Here is a 20241-nt window from a genome sequence, read left to right on the forward strand (position 1 = left end):
TGATGCCCGGCCGGTCCGTGCGGGAGCCGTAGGGCCTGGTCCGCCCGGTACTGTCGGCGGCGATGGACAAGACCCTGATCGTGACCAACGACTTCCCGCCCCGCCCCGGTGGCATCCAGGCGTTCCTGCACAACATGGCGCTCCGGCTGGACCCGGACCGGATCGTCGTCTACGCCTCCACCTGGAAGCGCGGCCCCGAGGGCGCCGCCGCCACCGCCGCGTTCGACGCCGAGCAGCCCTTCACCGTGGTCCGCGACCGCACGACGATGCTGCTGCCGACCCCGCGGGTGACCCGGCGCGCCGTCCAGCTGCTGCGCACCCACGGCTGCTCGTCCGTCTGGTTCGGCGCAGCCGCCCCGCTCGGGCTGATGGCACCGGCGCTGCGCCGGGCCGGTGCCCGGCGGCTGGTCGCCACCACGCACGGGCACGAGGCCGGCTGGGCCCAGCTGCCCGCCTCCCGGCAGCTGCTGCGGCGGATCGGCGAGGGCACGGACACGATCACCTATCTCGGCGAGTACACCCGGTCCCGGATCGCCGCGGCGCTCACCCCGGCGGCCGCGGACCGCATGGTCCAGCTGCCGCCCGGCGTGGACGAGAAGACCTTCCACCCGGACTCCGGCGGCGGTCTGGTCCGCGCCCGGCTCGGGCTCACCGACCGGCCGGTCGTCGTCTGCGTGTCCCGGCTGGTGCCCCGCAAGGGCCAGGACACCCTGATCCTCGCGATGCCCGCGATCCTGGCCGAGGTGCCCGACGCCGTCCTGCTGATCGTCGGCGGCGGACCCTACGCCGGGGAGCTGGAGAAGCTGGCCGCCGAGACCGGGGTGCAGGACTCCGTGCGGTTCACCGGCCCTGTGCCCTGGGCGGAACTGCCCGCGCACTACGGGGCCGGTGACGTCTTCGCGATGCCGTGCCGCACCCGGCGCGGCGGCCTCGACGTGGAGGGGCTCGGCATCGTCTACCTGGAGGCGTCCGCGACCGGGCTGCCGGTGGTGGCGGGCGACTCGGGCGGCGCCCCGGACGCGGTGCTCGACGGCGAGACCGGCTGGGTGGTGCGCGGCGGCTCGGCCGAGGAGTCGGCGGAGCGGATCGTCGCGCTGCTCGGCGACGCGGAGCTGCGCCGGCGCATGGGGGAGCGGGGCGGGGCCTGGGTCGAGGAGAAGTGGCGCTGGGACCTGTTGGCGGAGAAGCTCAGGGCGCTGCTCTGAACGCCGGACGGGCCGCACCGGAAAGCGGTGCGGGCCCGTCCGTACGCGTCACGCGGATCAGCCGCGGTAGATCGACTCGACCTCGTCCGCGAAGTCCTTCGCCACCACGTTCCGCTTCAGCTTCAGCGACGGCGTGATGTGGCCCGCCTCCTCGGTGAACTGGGCGGCCAGGATCCGGAACTTGCGTACGGACTCGGCCTTGGACACCGCGGCGTTGCCGTCGTCGACCGCCCGCTGCACCTCGGCCAGCAGCTCCGGGTCCTCGCGCAGCGACAGGGCGGTGGAACCGGCCGGCTTGCCGTGCTCCTCGGCCCAGTGGCCCAGGAACTCCTCGTCCAGCGTCACCAGCGCGCCCACGAACGGGCGTCCGTCGCCGACCACCATGCACTCCGCGACCAGGGCGTGCCCGCGGATGCGGTCCTCGATGACGGCGGGAGCGACGTTCTTGCCGCCCGCCGTGACGATGATCTCCTTCTTGCGGCCGGTGATCGCGAGATAGCCGTCCTCGTCGAGGGTGCCGATGTCGCCGGTGTGGAACCAGCCGTCGGCCAGCGCCTCGGCCGTCGCCGTCTCGTTGTTCCAGTACCCGGAGAACAGGTGCTCGCCGTGCAGCAGCACCTCGCCGTCGTCCGCGATCCGCACGACCGAGCCGGGCAGCGGCTGGCCGACCGTGCCGATCTTCTGGCGGTCCCACGGATTGAAGGCGGTCGCCGCGCACGTCTCGGTCAGGCCGTAGCCCTCCAGGACGGTGAAGCCGATCCCGCGGTAGAAGTGCCCGAGCCGCTCGCCGAGCGGCGCACCGCCGGAGATCGCGTACTCGCCGCGTCCGCCGAGCACGGCCCGCAGCTTGCTGTAGACGAGCCGGTCGAACACCTTGTGCTTGAACTTCAGGCCCACGGACGGACCCTGCGGCGTGCCCAGCGCGCGGCTGTAGGCGATCGCGGTGTTCGCGGCCCTGTCGAAGATCTTGCCCTTGCCGTCGGCCTGGGCCTTGGCCCGCGCCGAGTTGTAGACCTTCTCGAAGACCCGCGGCACCCCGAGGATCAGGGTCGGCCGGAACGCGGCCAGTTCATCGGTGAGGTGCTTGATGTCCGGTACGCAGCCGAGCTTGATCGGGGCCATCACGGAGGCGACCTCGACCAGCCGTCCGAAGACGTGCGCGGCCGGCAGGAAGAGGAGGACGGAGCACTCACCGGTACGGAAGAGGGGCTTGAGCCGCTCCACCACGTTGCCGCACTCCGCGAAGAAGCTGCGGTGCGTGAGCACACAGCCCTTGGGGCGTCCGGTGGTGCCCGAGGTGTAGACGATGGTGGCCGGGTCGTCGGCCTTGGCGCTCCCGCTGCGCAGATCCACGGTCTCCTCGGAGACCTCCGCGCCCGACGCGGTGAGCGCGTCGACCGCGCCCTTGTCGATCTGCCACACATGGCGCAGTTCCGGCAGCCGGTCGCGCACGGAGGCCACGGCGTCGGCGTGCGCTTCGCTCTCCACCAGGACCGCGACGGCGCCCGAGTCGCCCAGGATCCACTGGACCTGCTCGGCCGAACTGGTCTCGTACACCGGCACGGTGACGGCGCCCGCGCTCCAGATCGCGAAGTCCAGCTGCACCCACTCGTAACGGGTACGCGACATCAGGGCGACCCGGTCGCCGGGTTCGATCCCGGCGGCGATCAGTCCCTTGGCGGCGGCTCTGACCTCGGTCAGGAACCGCGTGGCGGTGACGTCGGTCCAGACGCCCGCCACTTTGCGGGCCATCACCGCTACATCGGGATGCTGAGCGGCATTGCGGCGGATGAGATCCGTCAGGTTGCCGTCCGAGGGGACCTCGTACAGGGCCGGAAGGCTGAACTCGCGCAAGACTGCTGCTCCTCATCGGGCTCCGGTGCCACGGCTCTGTGTGACGCACCGGCTGCGGTCCAAGATGGCGGGTGCTCAGTGGGGTGAGCACGACTGGACTGCCCGGACGTTACCCACCAGTACTCGGTTCCGGATAGGGGGTTCCGGCCAGATGTCTTACGCGTCACACATATCGGCTGGCCTTTCGCGCACAGTAGTGCACCCCGGCCGGGCCCTGGAAGTAACCGCAGGTCCGGTGCCCTCTACCCAGGCGGGCGCGAGGGACCTAGGGTGATCGTCATGAGGGCCGGACCGAACAGCCGGGGGGCCGCCGCCGAGCGGCGCACCCGCATCCACGTGGTCAGTGACGTGCACGGGAACACCGAGGCGCTGGCCCGCGCGGGGGACGGCGCCGACGCCCTCGTCTGCCTGGGCGACCTGGTGCTCTTCCTCGACTACGCCGATCACTCGCGCGGCATCTTCCCGGAACTCTTCGGCGTGGAGAACGCCGACCGGATCGTCGCCCTGCGCACCGAGCGCCGTTTCGAGGAGGCCCGGGACTTCGGCCGGGGCCTGTGGGCGGGCGTGGACCGCGACACCGCGATCGTCACGGCGGTGCGCAAGCAGTACGCCGAGATGTTCGCCGCGCTGCCCACCCCGACGTACGCCACCTACGGCAACGTCGACATCCCCGGCCTGTGGCCCGAGTACGCCGGCCCCGGAACCACTGTCCTGGACGGCGACCGCGCCGAGATCGGCGGCCGCGTCTTCGGGTTCGTCGGCGGTGGGCTCCGGAGCCCGATGCGCACCCCGTACGAGATCAGCGACGAGGAGTACGCCGCCAAGATCGAAGCGGTCGGTGAGGTCGACGTGCTCTGCACCCACATCCCGCCCGACGTTCCGGAGCTGACGTACGACACCGTGGCGCGCCGTTTCGAACGCGGCAGCCGGGCCCTGCTCGACGCCATCCGCCGTACCCGCCCCCGGTACTCCGTGTTCGGCCATGTCCACCAGCCCCTGGTCCGCCGGATGCGGATCGGCACCACCGAGTGCGTGAACGTCGGCCACTTCGCCTCGACCGGGAGGCCGTGGGCGCTGGAGTGGTGACCGGGCCCGGCCGCACCGGGCATCCCGGCAGGCCCTGGGCCGAGGCGCGGCGCACACGCGATAGCCTTCTGGCGGCAGGTCTCTGCCGATCGACCGGTACACCGCACTGGAGGGCCACAGCGATGGCTGAACACACCAGCTCGAGCATCACCATCGAGGCGGCACCGGCCGACGTCATGGGCGTGATCGCCGACTTCGACCGCTATCCGGAATGGACCGGCGAGGTCAAGGAGGCCGAGGTGCTCGCCACCGACGACCGAGGCCGCGCCGAGAAGGTCCGCCTCGTCCTCGACGCCGGAGCGATCAAGGACGACCACACCCTCGCGTACACCTGGATCGGCGACTACGAGGTCAGCTGGACCCTGGTCAAGTCCCAGATGCTGCGCGCCATCGACGGCTCCTACGCACTGGCCCCGCTCGGCGACGGCGACCGCACCGAGGTCACCTACCGGCTGACCGTCGACGTCAAGATCCCGATGCTCGGCATGATCAAGCGCAAGGCGGAGAAGGTCATCATCGACCGCGCCCTGGCCGGTCTGAAGAAGCGCGTCGAATCCGTCCCGAAGGCCTGACCCGGTGCGTACGGTCCTGGTCACCGGCCCCGGCGGCGCCGGCCGTACCACCGTCGCGGCGGCGACCGCGCTGGCCGGCTCCCGGCGCGGCGCCCGCACCCTGCTGATCTCGGCGGACGCCATACCCGGCTTCCCCTCCGCCACCGAACCCGCACGGGTCACCGACACCCTGTGGTCCGTCCGGACCGACTCCGCGGAGCACTTCCGCAGCGAACTCCTCGCCCTCCAGGACCAGCTGTCCGGCGTACTCGGCATGCTCGGCGGCAACCAGCTGGACGGCGAGGAGCTCACCGAACTCCCCGGCAGCGACCAGCTCGCCCTGCTCCACAGCCTGCACCGCGCCGCACAGGGCGACTGGTCCGGCCACGGCTACGACCTCCTCGTCGTCGACCTGCCGCCGCTGCGCGAAGCCCTCGCCCTGCTGGCCCTGCCCGAACAGCTGCGCCGCTATCTGCGCCGGCTGGTGCCCCAGGAGCGCCAGGCCGCCCGCGCCCTGCGCCCGATGCTCGCCCAGCTGGCCGGCGTGCCCATGCCCGCACACTGGCTGTACGAGGCCGCTGCCCGGCGCGACGCCGAACTGGCCGCCGTCCAGGCGCTCATCGAGGACCGCGCCACCACGCTCCGGCTGGTCGCCGAACCGGGCCCGTCCGCCGAGGACGCGCTGCGTACCGTCCGGACCGGACTCGCCCTCCAGGGAGTGCGTGTCGACGCCCTGGTGGCCAACCGGGTGCTGCCCCGGCACTCCCCGGACCCCTGGTTCGCGGCGCTCGCCGCACAGCAGGAGAAGTGCCTCGACCACTGGCGCGAGGAGTGGGCCGCCGAGGCCCCGCCGGTGGAGGTGCCGCACCTGGGCCGTGACCCGCAGGGCTCCGCCGACCTGACCGCCCTGACCGGCGGGGACGCCGCGCCGGCCGTGGCCGTGGCCGACCGGGGGACCGGCCGGGCCGAGAACCCCTGGTGGATCGAGGAGTCCGGCGCGCCGGACGGTCCCGAGGGTGGCGACGGCCCGGACGGAATACTGATCTGGTGCCTGCGGCTGCCCGGAGCGGTCAAGAAGGACCTCCAGCTGGTCCGCCGCGGCAACGAACTCCTGCTCACCGTCGGCCCGTTCCACCGCATCGTGCCCCTGGAGTCCGCGCTGCGCCGCTGCACCGTCTCCGGCGCCTCGCTCACCGACGGCGTGCTGCGTGTCCGGTTCACGCCCGACGCGGACCTGTGGCCCAGGACGAGCTGAACGCCTTACCCCCGTTCGGGTACCGTCGTAGGTACGGGTCCCGTGTGCCGGGCCGCCGGCCACCCACGTCGCAGGAGTCCGCCATGAGCGAAGCCACCGATCGTCCCGCCGACGACGACGCGTGGGCGCAGGCCTGCGCCGAGGATCTCGCCGCCGAGAAGGCCCGCCGCCGTGCCGAGTACGGTCCGCCGCCCGGCTCCGCGGCCGAGGAGCTGCGCAAGCTGATGGACGCCGTGGCCGACAAGGTCTCGTCCCTCCAGTCGCCGCTCTTCGGCATGGCGGCCCAGGGCGCGGTCCAGCAGGTCATCAAGCAGGCGAAGTCCGCGGTCGAACCCGTCATCGAGCGCAACCCCGACGTTTTCGATCACATCGCCGCGGCCGGCGGCGAACTGCTCGCCGCCTACCGTTCGGCCGTCGAGGGCCAGGAACGCCGCTGGACCCAGGGCGCGGGGGACCCCGCGGGCACCGAGAAGAAGGCGGACGACGCCACCGACCCCCGAGACGAGGGGCCCGGCACGGGCGAGCAGATCGACCTGGACTGACCGGCGCCGACAGGGCGGGGCCCGGCCTCGGGTACGGTTGCCCCAGCGGGGCTCGACCGAAACTGAGGGATTCATGGGACTCACCATCGGCGTCGATATCGGCGGCACGAAGATCGCAGCTGGAGTGGTCGACGAAGAGGGCCACATCCTCTCAACCTTCAAGGTGCCGACCCCGCCGACGGCCGAAGGCATCGTGGACGCGATCGCGGCGGCGGTGTCCGGTGCCAGCGAGGGGCACGCGATCGAGGCGGTCGGCATCGGCGCGGCAGGATACGTCGACGACAAGCGTGCCACGGTGCTGTTCGCACCGAACGTCAACTGGCGGCACGAGCCGCTCAAGGACAAGGTCGAGCAGCGCGTCGGCCTCCCCGTGGTCGTCGAGAACGACGCCAACGCGGCGGCCTGGGGCGAGTACCGCTTCGGCGCGGGCCAGGGCCACGAGGACGTCATCTGCATCACGCTCGGCACCGGCCTCGGCGGCGGCATCATCATCGGCAACAAGCTGCGCCGCGGACGCTTCGGCGTGGCCGCCGAGTTCGGCCACATCCGGGTCGTCCCGGACGGTCTGCTCTGCGGCTGCGGCAGCCAGGGCTGCTGGGAGCAGTACGCCTCCGGGCGGGCGCTCGTCCGGTACGCGAAGCAGCGGGCCAACGCCACCCCCGAGAACGCCACGATCCTGCTGTCGCTCGGCGACGGCACGGTCGAGGGCATCGAGGGCAAGCACATCAGTGAGGCCGCCCGGCAGGGCTGCCCGGTGGCCGTCGACTCGTTCCGCGAGCTGGCCCGCTGGGCCGGCGCGGGACTGGCCGACCTCGCCTCGCTCTTCGACCCGTCCGCCTTCATCGTCGGCGGCGGCGTCTCGGACGAGGGCGATCTGGTCCTCGACCCGATCCGCAAGTCGTTCCGGCGCTGGCTGATCGGCGGCGAGTGGCGTCCGCACGCCCAGGTTCTCGCGGCCCAACTGGGCGGCAAGGCCGGGCTGGTGGGCGCGGCGGACCTGGCCCGGCAGGGCTGATCCACCCAGGTACCACGGACATGACGGACGCCCGTCGCGCCCCTCTCGGGGAGCGGCGGGCGTCCGTCGTATCGTGAGCGCCATGGCCATGATGTCGCTGCCAGAATCCCGTACCGAGCAGGACGGCTCGGCCGTCATCAGAGTGCTCAGCTACAACATCCGGTCGATGCGCGACGACCGTGCGGCGCTGGCCCGGGTGATCCGCGGCTGCGCCCCCGATCTGGTCCTCGTCCAGGAGGCGCCGCGCTTCTTCCGCTGGCGCAAGCGCGCCGCCCGGCTCGCCGCCGCCACCGATCTGGTGATCCTCGGCGGCGGAGCCACCGCGGCCGGACCACTGCTGCTCTGCTCGCTGCGCGCCACGGTGGAGCGCACCGAGGACGTCCTGCTGCCGCTCACCCCCGGACTGCACCGCAGGGGCTTCGCCACCGCGGTCGTCCGGATCGCGGGCACCCGGATCGGCGTGCTGAGCTGCCATCTGAGCCTCCAGCGCGAGGAGCGCCTCGCCCAGGCGGAGGCGCTGCTCGACCGGCTGGACGCGATGGGGGTCGAGCACGCCGTGGTGGGCGGCGACCTCAACGAGGTCCCGAGCGGGCAGGCGTTCCGGCGGCTGGCCGGGCGGCTCCAGGACTGCTGGACCGTACGGCCGCGGGGCGGCGAGCACACCTTCCCGCCGCACGAGCCGCGCAAGCGGATCGACGCGGTCTTCGCGACCCGGGGCATCGAGGTGCTCGGCTGCGGTGTCCCGGCCGGGCTGCCCGGCGTGGCCGAGGGCGACCTGCCGGCCGCGACGGACCACCTGCCGGTGCTGGCCGCGCTGCGGGTGCCCGCGGCCGGTACGCCGTAGGGCGGCTCAGACCACCGCGCCGCGGCCGGGGTCGTCGCCGTCCTCGTCGTCGTGCTCCATCCGCGCCACCAGCGTCACGAAGCCGCCCAGGAAGCCGCCGACGCAGACCGTCGTCAGCCACCAGGTCATCTCCCACTGGAGCAGCACCGCGAGCAGCAGCAGGACCGGTCCGCCGATCACCGCCAGCCACGCGAACTTCGCCGTGACGTCGGCCTCCGGCAGCGGTGGCGGCTCCGGCGGCACGAAGTGCCCCTCGCCGCCGTCGTCCCCGTCGTCCGTGTCACCCGCGGCCGGCTCCGCCGGCTCGTAGTCGCGCGGGCCGTTGCCGACGCCGGGCGCGAACACCACCGAGCTGCCGAGCGGCTTCTCCGGCGGCTTGGGCGGCCGCTTGCCGATGCCCTTGTCCGGATCCAGGGCGGTCAGCGGACCGTCCTCCAGCAGCGCGACATCCTCGATGGACCGGAACGGCCTGGCGCCCGGCGGGTCCGGCGGCTCGTCGCCGTACCCCGCGACGATCGCCTCCCAGACGGCCTCCTCGTCGACCGGCCGCTCCCCGTCGCCGCCCTGGGCGATGCCCGGGGCCTCCGACGGGGGCGCGCCGCCGTCATCGGGGACGGCCGCTCCCTCGGCGGGGAGCGGCTCGCGCTCCTCCTCGCCGCCCGCGCGATCCGCGTTGTGCTCAGCCACCGGACGTGCTCCCCTTCTTCCCGACGCTCGGAGCGAGGCGGCCGATGAACGAATAGCTCTCGTCGAAGATCCGCTCCGCATCGTGGTCCAACGTCGCCACGTGGTAGCTCTGTTCCAGGAGGATCTCCTCGACGTCCGTGGAGGAGACCCGGCTCAGGATCCGGGCCGAGTCGGCGGGCGGCACGACATGGTCCTGCGGGCTGTGCAGCAGCAGGACCGGCTGGGTCACCTGGGGCAGTTCGGCGTCGACCAGCCGGAAGAACTTCCGTACCGAGTGCGCCGCGTGCAGCGGCACCCGGTCGTAGCCGACCTCTTCGGAACCCTCCAGCGCGATGTCGCCGGCCAGGCCCTTCGTCGTCGGCACCAGATGGCGGGCGACCGGCAGCGCGTGCGCCGCGAGGCCGTGCACCTTGTTGGCCGGGTTGACGAGCGCCAGCCCCCGGACCGCGTTACCGTGCTTCGCCGCGAGCCGCAGCGCGAGGGCTCCGCCCATGGAGAGACCGAAGACGAAGACCTGGGAACACCGCTCCAGCAGCGACCGCAGCTCCCGGTCCACCTCCGCGTACCAGTCCTGCCAGCCGGTCACCTGCATGTCCTGCCAGCGGGTGCCGTGCCCGGGGAGGAGCGGCAGCGACACCGTGAGCCCGCGCTCGGCCAGGTAGTCGGCCCAGGGGCGCAGCGACTGCGGGGAACCGGTGAATCCGTGACAGAGGAGGACGCCGACCTCTCCGCCCTCGTGGCGGAACGGCTCGGCTCCAGGAAGGACCGGCACCGGGGTCTCCTGTTCGTGAGGCTCGGAGGGGAGCGAAAGGGGGAGTGCGGAAGGATTACTTCACCGTACGCGACCGGGCCGACACCGACCAGGGCCGTCACCGGCAACGGCCGGGTACCCCGGTCCGTGCCGGGCGGGAGCACGGACGGCGGCACGGGTTAGGGTCTGTCCGGGGGATCGCAGCCGGACAGGGGGAGGCGCCGTGCCGGACGTCGCGACCCCGGCCGCGAGCCGCCGGGCAGGCCCTGAGGTCTGCCGGACAGCACACTGGAGGCACCCGAGTTGATCTACGGCGCTATGAAGTTCTCCATCGGCGGGTCGTTGAAGGTCGCGTTCAGGCCGTGGGTGGAGGGCCTGGAGAACATTCCCGCGCAGGGACCCGCGATCCTCGCGAGCAACCATCTGTCGTTCTCCGACTCCTTCTTCCTGCCCGCCGTCCTGGACCGCAAGGTCACCTTCATCGCCAAGGCCGAGTACTTCACCGCGCCCGGCGTCAAGGGCAAGCTGACCGCCGCCTTCTTCAAGGGCGTCGGCCAGCTCCCGGTGGACCGCTCCGGCGCCCGGGGCGCCGGCGAGGCGGCGATCAAGGCCGGCATCGAGGTGATCGAGAGCGGCGGCCTCTTCGGCATCTACCCGGAGGGCACCCGCTCGCCCGACGGCCGCCTCTACCGGGGCAAGCCCGGCGGGCTCGCCCGGGTGGCGCTCGCGACCGGGGCGCCGGTGATCCCCGTCGCGATGATCGACACGGAGAAGATCCAGCCGCCCGGCCAGGTGATGCCCAAGCTGATGCGCCCGGGGATCAGGATCGGCAAGCCGCTCGACTTCAGCCGGTACCACGGCATGGAGGGCGACCGCTTCATCCTGCGCTCGGTCACCGACGAGGTGATGTACGAGATCATGAGGCTCTCCGGGCAGGAGTACGTCGACATCTACGCGACCGCCGCCAAGCAGCAGATCGCGGAGGAGGCGAAGCGGCGCTCGGAGGCCGCCAAGCAGGCCGCGTCCGGCGGCCGGGACGAGCAGCAGGGTACGGACGAGGACCGCGGCGGCGCCTGAGCGCGCGCCGGTCCGTCCGGGGTGGGGGAGAAGAAGATGGCCAAGCGCGTGCGGGTCGTGCGGATGTCGGTCGAGCAGCCGCTGTGGCGTGCGCTGACCGCGTACCGCATTCTGACGATGCTCTACGCGATCCTGCTCGCCGTCTTCGGGCGCGACAAGTACGACCGGCCGTGGGTGGCCATCGCCTTCCTGACGGTCATGGCCGTCTGGACGCTCGCCACCCTGCCGAAGGTCGCCGGCGCGGTGGCCTGCACCAAGCGCTTCCTCGGCGCCGACCTCACCCTCGCCCTCGCCGGCATCCTCCTCACCCCGCTCGCCGACTTCCAGGCCCAGCACGTCGACGGTCCGACCCTGCCGTCGATCTGGACCGCGGGGTCCGTCCTGGCCTTCGCGATCAAGGGCGGCTGGCGCTGGGCGGCCTTCGCCTCCAGCTTCGTCGCCGCCGCCAACATCGTCGAGCGCGCCGAACCCAGCCGCGACACCCTGCACAACGTCCTGCTGGTCTGGGTCGCCTCCATCGCGATCGGTTACGTCGTCGAGGTGGCCCGCGCCAGTGAGCGCACCCTCGCCCGTGCCCTGGAGATCGAGGCCGCCACCCGGGAACGGGAACGGCTGGCCCGCGACATCCACGACAGCGTGCTCCAGGTCCTGGCGATGGTGCAGCGCCGCGGTACGGCGATCGGCGGCGAGGCCGCCGAGCTGGGCCGGATGGCCGGGGAGCAGGAGGTCGCCCTGCGCACCCTGGTCTCCAGCGGCCTGGTGCCGCCCACCCGGGTTTCCGAGGACGCCGCCGAGGGCGCCGTGGTGCGGACCGTCGAGACCGACGACGACGAGCCCGGCGCGCCGGGCGTGACCGATCTGCGCGCCCTGCTCGCCCCGCACGCCGGCTCCCGGGTCAGCTTCGCGGAGCCCGGCGCCCCGGTGCTGCTCGCGCCCGCGGCGGCGACGGAGCTGGCGGCCGCGGTCGGCGCCGCCCTGGACAATGTCCGGGTGCACGCGGGAGAGAACGCCCAGGCCTGGATCCTGGTCGAGGACTGGCCGCACGAGGTGATCGTCACGGTCCGGGACGACGGGCCGGGCATCCCGGAGGGACGGCTCGCCCAGGCCGAGGGCGAGGGGCGCCTCGGCGTCGCCCTGTCGATACGCGGCCGGCTGGCCGAACTGGGCGGCACGGCAGAGCTGATCTCGGTGCCCGGTCAGGGCACCGAGGTCGAATTGAAGGTTCCGAAGATTTCACGGGGGAAGGCGGGTTCGGTCCGATGAGTGCGGAGCACGACCAGGGCGCGGCGGCAGAACGGCTGCCCATCAGGGTGATGGTGGTCGACGACCACCCGATGTGGCGCGACGCCGTCGCCCGCGACCTCGCGGAGTCCGGGTTCGACGTGGTGGCGACCGCGGGCGACGGCCCGCAGGCGGTCCGCCGGGCCGGGGCCGTCCGCCCCGACGTCCTCGTCCTCGACCTCAATCTGCCCGGGATGCCGGGCGTCCAGGTCTGCAAGGAGCTCGTCGGCTCGCACCCCGGGCTGCGGGTCCTGGTGCTCTCCGCGAGCGGCGAGCACGCCGACGTGCTGGAGGCGGTCAAGTCCGGCGCCACCGGCTATCTGCTCAAGTCGGCGAGCACCCAGGAGCTGACCGAGGCGGTCCGGAGCACCGCGGCCGGCGATCCCGTCTTCACCCCCGGCCTCGCCGGGCTGGTGCTCGGCGAGTACCGCAGGCTGGCCTCCGAACCCGCACCCGTGGCGTCCGACGAGCCGAAGGCCCCGGAGCTCACCGAACGGGAGACCGAGGTGCTGCGGCTGGTCGCCAAGGGACTCTCGTACAAGCAGATCGCCGAACGGCTGGTCATCTCCCACCGCACGGTCCAGAACCACGTCCAGAACACCCTGGGCAAGCTCCAGCTGCACAACCGGGTGGAGCTGGTGCGGTACGCCATCGAGCGGGGACTCGACGACATCTGAGATCAATTCCCGCATATTGCACGGAATTTGACCGTCCGACCCTTCCCGGAGTGACCTGGATCACCCTTAGGCTGGGTGTCACATGGGCTCACTTCGGCGAAGGGATGCTTTCATGCGGGTCGGAGTACTGACCGGGGGCGGCGACTGCCCCGGGCTCAACGCGGTCATCCGCGCCATAGTCCGCAAGGGCGTGCAGGAGTACGACTACGACTTCATCGGATTCCGGGACGGCTGGCGCGGACCGCTCGAGGGTGTGACGGTCCCGCTCTCCATCCCGGCGGTGCGCGGCATCCTGCCACGCGGCGGCACCATCCTCGGTTCCTCACGCACCAACCCGCTCAAGGCGGACCACGGCGTCCGCCGGATCCGGGACAACCTCGACAGGTACGAGGTCGACGCACTCGTCACGATCGGCGGCGAGGACACCCTCGGGGTGGCGGCGACCCTGTCCGACGAACACGGCATCCACTGCGTCGGCGTTCCCAAGACCATCGACAACGACCTGTCCGCCACCGACTACACCTTCGGTTTCGACACGGCCGTCGGCATCGCGACCGAGGCCATCGACCGGCTCCACACCACGGCCGAGTCCCATATGCGGGTCCTCGTCGTCGAGGTGATGGGCCGCCACGCCGGGTGGATCGCGCTCCACTCGGGACTGGCGGGCGGCGCCAACGTCATCCTCATCCCGGAGCAGCGCTTCGACGTCGACCAGGTCTGCGCCTGGGTGACCTCCCGGTTCCGGGCGAGCTACGCCCCGATCGTGGTGGTCGCCGAGGGGGCCATGCCCGCGCAGGGCGAGATGGTCCTCAAGGACGGGTCGCAGGACTCCTTCGGCCATGTCCGTCTCTCCGGGGTCGGCGAATGGCTGGCCAAGGAGATCGAGCGCCGCACCGGCAACGAGGCCAGGACCACCGTCCTGGGCCACGTCCAGCGCGGCGGCACGCCCAGCGCCTTCGACCGCTGGCTGGCCACCCGGTTCGGCCTGCACGCCATCGAAGCCGTGCACGACGGCGACTTCGGGAAGATGGTCGCCCTGAACGGCACGGACATCGTGCGGGTGCCGATCGCGGAGGCGACCGCCCGGCTCAAGACGGTCGACCCGGCGCTCTACGCGGAGGTGGGGGTCTTCTTCGGCTGAGATCCGGGCGGCGTGCCGGGCGTCCCGGCCTTACGACCTGGTGCACGATAGGGAGCGGGCTCCCGATCGCACACCAGGTCGTTATATTCGCGACGACCGGACCGGCCGGGTCCGCCCGCACCCCCGTGCGTACGGACCCGGCACCCCGCCCGCACCAGTCACGGGAGACGCAGTGGAGATCCTGGCCTTCGGCGTGCAGTCCGACGAGAAGCCGCTGATCGAGAAAGCCTTCGCCGGGAAGCACGAGGTCCGCTGCCTGGACGTCTTCCTGAACCGGGACACCGCGCCCATCGCGGCCGGCTACGAGATCATCTCCACCAGCGTCAACGCCGACCTGGGCAGCGGCGTCCTGCAGACCCTGGCGGCCGGCGGCACGCAGATGATCGCCCAGCGCTCCACCGGCTTCAACAACATCGACCTGGACGTCGCCGAGCGCCTCGCCATGCGCGTCGCCCGGGTCTCGTACTACTCGCCCTATTCCGTCGCCGAATTCGCCTGGACCCTCGCCATGGCGGTCAACCGCCGTGTCATCCGGGCCGCGAGCCGCACCCGCGACTTCGACTTCCGCCTCGACGGGCTCCTCGGCCGGGACATGCACGGCCGCACCGCCGGCGTCGTCGGCACCGGAAAGATCGGCGAGGCCTTCACCCGGATCGCCCACGGCTTCGGCATGAATCTGCTCGGCTGGGACGTCGCGGAGAACCCGGCCTGCGTCGAACTGGGCATGCGCTACGTCGACAAGGAGCAGCTCCTCGCCGAGTCCGACCTGATCAGCCTGCACGTCCCGCTGCTGCCCTCGACCCACCACGTCATCGGCAAGGGCGCCCTGGCCCGGATGAAGGACGACGCGATCCTGATCAACTCCAGCCGCGGCGGACTCGTCGACACCACCGCCCTGGTCGGGGAGCTGCGGGCCGGCCGGTTCCTCGGCGTCGGCCTCGACGTGTACGAGGCCGAGGCCGGGCTCTTCTTCCTCGACAAGTCCCTGGAGGGCATCGACGACGACACCCTGGCCCGTCTCGTCACCTTCCCGAACGTCATCGTCACCTCGCACCAGGCGTACTACACCGAGGACGCGGTGGGCCAGATCATCGAGGCCACCGTCCGGAACGTCGACGACTACCTGGCCCGCCGCCGCAGCGACAACGTCCTGGTCCCGGCACCGCCCGGGTCCTGATTCCGGCGGACCCGGGCGGCCGGCTCAGCCGCGCACCGGCAGCCCCGCCAGCAGTTCGCCCACGATCGCCGCCCCGCGCAGCGTCAGCACCGACTCCGGGTGGAACTGCACCGAGGCGAAACCGTCCCCGCGCAGCGCGTGCAGCTCCCCGGTCGCCCCGTCCACGCTCGCCTCGATGCCGTGCGCCGCCAGCTCGCTGACCACGGCGTCGTCGCAGCGCGCGGTGAAACTGTTGTAGAAGCCGACCGTCTCCGGCCGCCCGAACAGCTCGATCCCGGTCTGCGCACCCTGGTACGGCACCGCCTTGCGGACGATCTCAAGACCCAGTTCCGCCGCGATCAGCTCATGGCCCAGGCACACCCCAAGGAGCCCGTGCCGGTGGTCCCGGACCAGCTCCGCCGCCAGCTCCCGCAGCAGCCGCATCTTCGGGTCGTCGGGATCGCCCGGATTCCCCGGCCCGGGGCCCAGCACCACCGGCCCCTCGTGCGCCCGTACGGCCTCGCGCAGCCCCGGCTCGTCGTAGTGGCGCACCGACACGTCGAGACCCGAGGCGCGCAGCAGATGCCCCAGCATCGCGGTGAACGTGTCCTCGCCGTCGATCACCAGCGCATGGCCGGACAGCTCGTCGGTGCGCTCCTGCATCCGCAGCCAGAACGGCGCGAGCCCGTCCCGCCTGGCGTCCAGAGCCGCCCGCACCCGCGGGTCCCCGGCCAGTCGCGGCAGCGCGCCCCCGGTCCTCGGCCGGCCAGGCAGCACGCCGAGCGCGGTCAGCACCCCGGCCGCCTTGGCATGGGTCTCCGCGACCTCGCTCTCCGGATCGGAGTGGCGCACCAGCGTCGCCCCGACCGGCACCCGGAGCTGCCCGCCCGCCGAGATGTCGGCGGTCCGGATCAGGATCGGTGAGTCCAGTGTCTGCGCCCCGTCGGGTCCCTGCCGCAGCAGGGCCAGCGCCCCCGCGTAGTAGCCGCGCCCGCCGGGCTCGTACCGCTCGATGACCCGGCAGGCGTTCTGCACGGGGGAGCCGGTGACCGTCGCCGCGAACATGGTCTCCTTCAGCACCTCGCGCACATCCAGCGAGGAGCGCCCGCGCAACTCGTACTCCGTGTGCGCGAGATGGGCCATCTCCTTGAGCCGGGGGCCGATCACCACCCCGCCCATGTCGCCCACCGTGCACATCATCTTGAGTTCCTCGTCGACCACCATGGAGAGCTCCTCGGTCTCCTTGCGGTCGCCGAGGAAGGCCAGCAGACCCTCGGCGGACGGCCCTTCGGCGGGGTAGCGGTAGGTACCGCTGATCGGATTCATCACGACGGTCCCGCCGGACATCCGCACGTGCACCTCGGGGCTGGCGCCGACCAGCGCCCTGTCCCCCGTGTGCACGACGAACGTCCAGTACGCGCCCCGCTCACCCGCCAGCAGCCGCCGGAACAGCGCCAGCGCGTCCGCCCTCCCGAACCCCGGGATCTCGCCCCGGAAGGTCCGCCGGATGACGAAGTTCGCGCCCTCGCCCCGGCCGATCTCGTCCTCGACGACCCGTCGGACGGTCCCCGCGTACTCCTCGTCGGCGACATCGAACGCGCCGTCCTGGACCCGTACCTCGTGCGCGGGGAGCAGCTCCAGCGCCGCGTCGAGCGGCAGCGTGTACGTCTCGTCCGCGACCAGTACGGCCAGCGGCGTCCCGTCGTCCCGTACGTCGAAACCGCGCTCGGCGATCTGGCGGAACGGCACCATGGCGAGCGAGGGCCGCTCACCGACCGGGAGGTCCGCGAGCCGGTCCACCTCCCGCACCTCGCCGATCAGCACCTCGACGGTGTCGTGGTCATGGCCGGGGGTACGCCTGCGGAGCAGGGCGAAGGGCGGGCAGTCCTCGTCCAGAAGTCTCTCGACGAGCGTGTGCGGTGCCGGATGCGGTGTCATGCGGAGTGTTCCTTCCAGTGGAATCAGCTGGGAGGAACGGCCCGTGGAAACGGAAAAGGCCGCCCCTCGGGCGGCCTCTGCGTCTTTCTGGTACGCGCAGTCAGTGGGCCGCCGGATGAGCGGTCCACCACCAGTTACGGGTCGAGTGCGCGAACATGCCCGAACCATAACCCACGACCGGGCACGAGGAGGCCCGCCCCACCCGATGGATGGAACGGGCCTCCTGTCCGGTCGACTCGGCCCGGCCCGCAACCGCGGGTCTCAGAACAGCGAGTCGTAGATCTGCCAGCCGGTGCCGACCTGCGCCTTGGCGGCGAAGGGCTCGGCCGCGTTGCCGGTGCCCTTGTAGTACCAGAGCACTCCTGATCCGTTCACACCGACCAGGTCCCCGATGCCGTCCCGGTCGAGGTCGCTCGGACCCAGCATCAGCTTGTAGGCGCCCCAGCCGGAACCGATCTGCACCCGCTTGGCATACGGTGCGGCGGCGCTGCCGGTACCCGTGTAGATCCAGAGCACCCCGGACTTGTCCCGCGCCACGAAGTCGGCCTTGCCGTCACCGTTCAGATCGCCGGTGGAGACGAGGGCGTCGTAGATCTGCCAGCCGGTGCCGATCTGCGCCTTGGGCGCGAAGGGCTTCGCCGGGTCACCCGTTCCCTTGTAGAAATAGATCACCCCGGAGCCGTTGCGGGCGATCATGTCCGCCTTGCCGTCCCCGTCCAGGTCGCGCATGCCCCAGATGCCGTCGTACTGGTTCCAGCCGCTGCCGACCTTGAGGCGTGCCAGGTACGGCTTGTCCGGGTTGCCGCTGCCCCGGTAGTACCAGAGCACGCCGTCCTTGTCGCGGGCCGTGATGTCACCCGTGCCGTCGGCACGCATCGCGGTCATCGCGGTGATGGCGGTGTAGTTCTGCCAGCCGTAGCCCATGAGGTAGCGCTTGTAGTACGGGGACGTGGCGCTGCCGGTGCCCTGGTACTGCCAGACGTCGCCCTTGCTGTCCCGGCCGATCATGTTGTAGCGGTCCGTCCCGGCATCCGGGACGGTGGCGCTCGCCTGCTGGACGTCGCTCGACTTCACCCAGGCGATGCGGTGGTTGTAGCGGACCGGGGTGTACAGCTCGGTGCCCACGACGCGGGTCTGCGAGGAGCCGAAGTAGTCGTCGCCCTGGACCTCGTCCCCGGCCTTCACGTACGCCTGCCCGCTGGGCAGCTTGTACTTCGACAGGTAGTCGGGGCTGTCCGTCGGCGCGGTGGCGCCGGTCCCGTCGTAGGCCGAGGCCTCGGGGAACGAACGGCCGTAGAGCCGTGGCGTGGATCCGGCCTTCGCCTTCAGCACGGTCGGGGCGGTGCCGGCGACGCGGGCGGTGAACTGCCCGCCCGGGTTGGAGAACCACGCCTTCTGCCCGCCGTACCAGATCGCCGTCCAGTCGTTCCGGGCCTCGGCCACGACGTACTCGCCGCCCGCGACGACCTTGTTGCCCCAGTTCGGGCCGTCCGTGGCCTTCACGTTCGGGATGTACGGGTCGGTGATCCTGGCCGACGTCGTCGAGGGCGAGGTGTAGAGGTAGCCGAAGTTCGCCGGCCGCTTGGCGACGGCGCTGCCGTTGTACGTCAGCTCCGGCTGGTTGGCCGTGGTGAACGGGGGCACCACCCGGACCACCTGGCCGGCCTTGACCGGGCCGCCCGCGCCACTGGCACCGGTCGGGGCGCCCATCAGCGACATGTAGTGGTTCCAGTCCCAGAACGGGCCCGCGTCCCAGTGCATCGGGGCGACATTGGCGTCCAGCGCTCCGGGCACCTCGTCGTGGCCGATGACGTGCTCACGGTCCAGCGGGATGTCGTACTTGGCCGCGAGGTACTTCACCAGGGCCGCGGAGGACTCGTACTGCGGCTCGGTGTACCAGGTACCCGCCTTGATGGCGTAGCCCTCGTGCTCCACGCCGATGGAGTGCATGTTGAGCGACCAGTTGCCCGCGTGCCACGCCAGGTTCTTGTTCTCGACCATCTGGGTGACCAGGCCGTCCGAGGCGCGGACCAGGTAGTGCGTGCTGACACCGTTCGCGGAGTTCTGGAACGTGTCGACCGAGCCCTGGTAGCTGCCCTCGGTGTCGTGGATCACGATCTGGCGGATGCCGAACCCGCCCGCGGGCCGGTCGGCCAGGCTGTAGTTCCGCGTGCCGGTCTTCGGGTCCTCGGCCGGGACGAAGTTGCAGTTCAGGCCGGACGGGCACTCCGGCGTGGCGGCCGCGGCCTTCGTCGTGGCCGTGCCCGTGGCGGCGGGCGCGAGCGGAACCTTCGACGGCTTGACCGGTTCGACGGAGGGGTCGGCGGGCAGCGTGACCTGCTGGCCCTCCGTGGTGAGCTGCCGCTCACCCGTCCTGATCGAGTCGAAGACCCGCTCGGCGAAGAGATCGGCGCCCTTCGTGTCCGTCGACTGGCTGAAACGGGCCACCGCGGGGTACCACTCACCCGGGCTGTCCGGCAGCGATCCGGTCGCCTGCCGCTGGTACTCGGCCAGCAGCGCCGCGCCCGCACGAATGCTCTGCTCGGTGCTGTCGCGGACCGCGTCGGTGCCGGCGTCGATGAGACCGGCGGCCTTGTCCAGGGTGTGGAGCCGCGGGTCGTCGGTGGCGACGGCTTCCCCGGGCAGGTTCCGCAGCGCCTCGGCGGCGTCGAACTTGCGCGAGATCTCGGGGCTGCCGCTCATGTCGAGGTGCGCGAGGCGCTCCTTGCCGGCCGGCTGGACGACGTCCTTCGGCGTCACCCGGGTGAGCCCCATGACGTTGTACGCGCCGCTGGTGCTCGGCTCGCCGTCGTGGCTCTCCCACAGCGTCTGGCGGTACGAGACCGCCATCAGCACGCTCTGCGGTACGTCGAACTCGCGCGCCGCGTCCTTGAACTGCGTCTGCAGCGCGGCGGCCGCCGGGACCGGCTTGCCGTCGCCCGTCACGGTGTCCTGCGACGCCATGGCGACCGTGCCGATCGTCGCGGTCGCCACGACCGCTGCCCCCACCCCGTAGAGCACTCTTCTCTTCTTGAGATCCCTGCGATGGTTCCGCTTCAAATCCCCACCCCCAGCTGTCCACTTGTCCGAGTCCGAAAAGCGTGAGGCTAGCAGCCCGGCTGTGCCCCTCGTCACTGACCGCGCCGCGCCGTCCGTCTCAGTGACTGAGCACCAGGAAAAG

At 71.8% G+C, this 20241-nt stretch carries 18 protein-coding genes; 12 read left to right on the forward strand and 6 right to left on the reverse strand.

The genetic code is table 11. The annotated features are described in order from the left end of the window. Positions 1–62: 62 nt before the first annotated feature. On the forward strand, positions 63–1205 hold the full coding sequence (locus AB0I52_RS17940; protein ID WP_363073601.1) for a glycosyltransferase family 4 protein: 1143 nt from the start codon (positions 63–65) through the stop codon (positions 1203–1205). Between the two features lie 57 nt (positions 1206–1262). On the opposite strand, the gene AB0I52_RS17945 is transcribed toward AB0I52_RS17940, so the two are convergent. Then, the gene (locus tag AB0I52_RS17945; protein ID WP_363073603.1) at positions 1263–3059 is read right to left on the reverse strand and encodes an AMP-dependent synthetase/ligase; all 1797 of its coding nucleotides are present in this window, start codon (positions 3057–3059) and stop codon (positions 1263–1265) included. A 279-nt stretch (positions 3060–3338) separates the two neighbouring features. Between AB0I52_RS17945 and AB0I52_RS17950 the strand changes: the two genes are divergently transcribed. From AB0I52_RS17950 to AB0I52_RS17975, 6 genes are all read left to right on the forward strand, one after another. Further along, positions 3339–4145, forward strand: a complete 807-nt coding sequence (locus tag AB0I52_RS17950; RefSeq protein WP_363073605.1) for a metallophosphoesterase — start codon at positions 3339–3341, stop codon at positions 4143–4145. A 122-nt stretch (positions 4146–4267) separates the two neighbouring features. Beyond that, a complete protein-coding gene (locus AB0I52_RS17955) occupies positions 4268–4717 on the forward strand; it encodes an SRPBCC family protein (RefSeq protein ID WP_363021337.1) in 450 nt (149 codons plus the stop codon). 4 nt (positions 4718–4721) lie between these two features. Continuing rightward, the gene (locus AB0I52_RS17960; RefSeq protein WP_363073607.1) at positions 4722–5951 is read left to right on the forward strand and encodes an ArsA-related P-loop ATPase; all 1230 of its coding nucleotides are present in this window, start codon (positions 4722–4724) and stop codon (positions 5949–5951) included. A gap of 83 nt (positions 5952–6034) precedes the next feature. Continuing rightward, entirely contained in the window at positions 6035–6493 is a 459-nt protein-coding gene (locus tag AB0I52_RS17965) for a DUF5304 domain-containing protein (RefSeq protein ID WP_363073609.1), read from the forward strand. A 73-nt stretch (positions 6494–6566) separates the two neighbouring features. Further along, entirely contained in the window at positions 6567–7508 is a 942-nt protein-coding gene (locus AB0I52_RS17970; protein WP_363073611.1) for an ROK family glucokinase, read from the forward strand. Positions 7509–7590: 82 nt separating this feature from the next. After that, positions 7591–8352 (forward strand): endonuclease/exonuclease/phosphatase family protein, encoded by a 762-nt coding sequence (locus AB0I52_RS17975; RefSeq protein ID WP_363073613.1) that lies wholly within the window; start codon positions 7591–7593, stop codon positions 8350–8352. Between the two features lie 6 nt (positions 8353–8358). On the opposite strand, the gene AB0I52_RS17980 is transcribed toward AB0I52_RS17975, so the two are convergent. Then, the gene (locus tag AB0I52_RS17980) at positions 8359–9039 is read right to left on the reverse strand and encodes a hypothetical protein (RefSeq protein WP_363073615.1); all 681 of its coding nucleotides are present in this window, start codon (positions 9037–9039) and stop codon (positions 8359–8361) included. Beyond that, positions 9032–9811 carry an alpha/beta fold hydrolase gene (locus AB0I52_RS17985; RefSeq protein ID WP_363073617.1) on the reverse strand — a complete coding sequence of 260 codons (780 nt, stop codon included), beginning with the start codon at positions 9809–9811 and terminating at the stop codon, positions 9032–9034. The genes AB0I52_RS17980 and AB0I52_RS17985 overlap by 8 nt, the downstream gene beginning before the upstream one ends. Positions 9812–10093: 282 nt before the next feature. On the opposite strand from AB0I52_RS17985, the gene AB0I52_RS17990 reads away from it, so the two are divergent. From AB0I52_RS17990 to AB0I52_RS18010, 5 genes are all read left to right on the forward strand, one after another. Beyond that, the gene (locus tag AB0I52_RS17990) at positions 10094–10867 is read left to right on the forward strand and encodes a lysophospholipid acyltransferase family protein (RefSeq protein WP_363073619.1); all 774 of its coding nucleotides are present in this window, start codon (positions 10094–10096) and stop codon (positions 10865–10867) included. Positions 10868–10903: 36 nt separating this feature from the next. Beyond that, positions 10904–12130: a DUF5931 domain-containing protein gene (locus tag AB0I52_RS17995; protein WP_363073621.1), complete on the forward strand. Its 1227-nt coding sequence runs from the start codon at positions 10904–10906 to the stop codon at positions 12128–12130. Beyond that, positions 12127–12825 carry a response regulator transcription factor gene (locus AB0I52_RS18000; RefSeq protein ID WP_363073623.1) on the forward strand — a complete coding sequence of 233 codons (699 nt, stop codon included), beginning with the start codon at positions 12127–12129 and terminating at the stop codon, positions 12823–12825. The genes AB0I52_RS17995 and AB0I52_RS18000 overlap by 4 nt, the downstream gene beginning before the upstream one ends. A 112-nt stretch (positions 12826–12937) precedes the next feature. Further along, positions 12938–13966, forward strand: a complete 1029-nt coding sequence (locus AB0I52_RS18005; RefSeq protein ID WP_363073625.1) for a 6-phosphofructokinase — start codon at positions 12938–12940, stop codon at positions 13964–13966. 172 nt (positions 13967–14138) lie between these two features. Continuing rightward, complete coding sequence (locus AB0I52_RS18010) at positions 14139–15143, forward strand: 2-hydroxyacid dehydrogenase (RefSeq protein WP_363073627.1); 1005 nt, start codon at positions 14139–14141, stop codon at positions 15141–15143. A gap of 24 nt (positions 15144–15167) precedes the next feature. Here the strand turns inward: AB0I52_RS18010 and AB0I52_RS18015 are convergent, their stop codons facing one another. The 3 genes from AB0I52_RS18015 to AB0I52_RS18025 form a co-directional block, all read right to left on the reverse strand. Next, entirely contained in the window at positions 15168–17060 is a 1893-nt protein-coding gene (locus tag AB0I52_RS18015; protein WP_363073629.1) for an anthranilate synthase family protein, read from the reverse strand. Positions 17061–17160: 100 nt separating this feature from the next. Beyond that, positions 17161–17217, reverse strand: a complete 57-nt coding sequence (locus AB0I52_RS18020; RefSeq protein ID WP_073735655.1) for a trp operon leader peptide — start codon at positions 17215–17217, stop codon at positions 17161–17163. Positions 17218–17321: 104 nt separating this feature from the next. Next, on the reverse strand, positions 17322–20120 hold the full coding sequence (locus AB0I52_RS18025) for an N-acetylmuramoyl-L-alanine amidase (protein WP_363073631.1): 2799 nt from the start codon (positions 20118–20120) through the stop codon (positions 17322–17324). Positions 20121–20241 lie beyond the last annotated feature (121 nt).

This window comes from Streptomyces sp. NPDC050423, from assembly GCF_040655445.1.
Classification (GTDB): Bacteria; Actinomycetota; Actinomycetes; order Streptomycetales; family Streptomycetaceae; genus Streptomyces.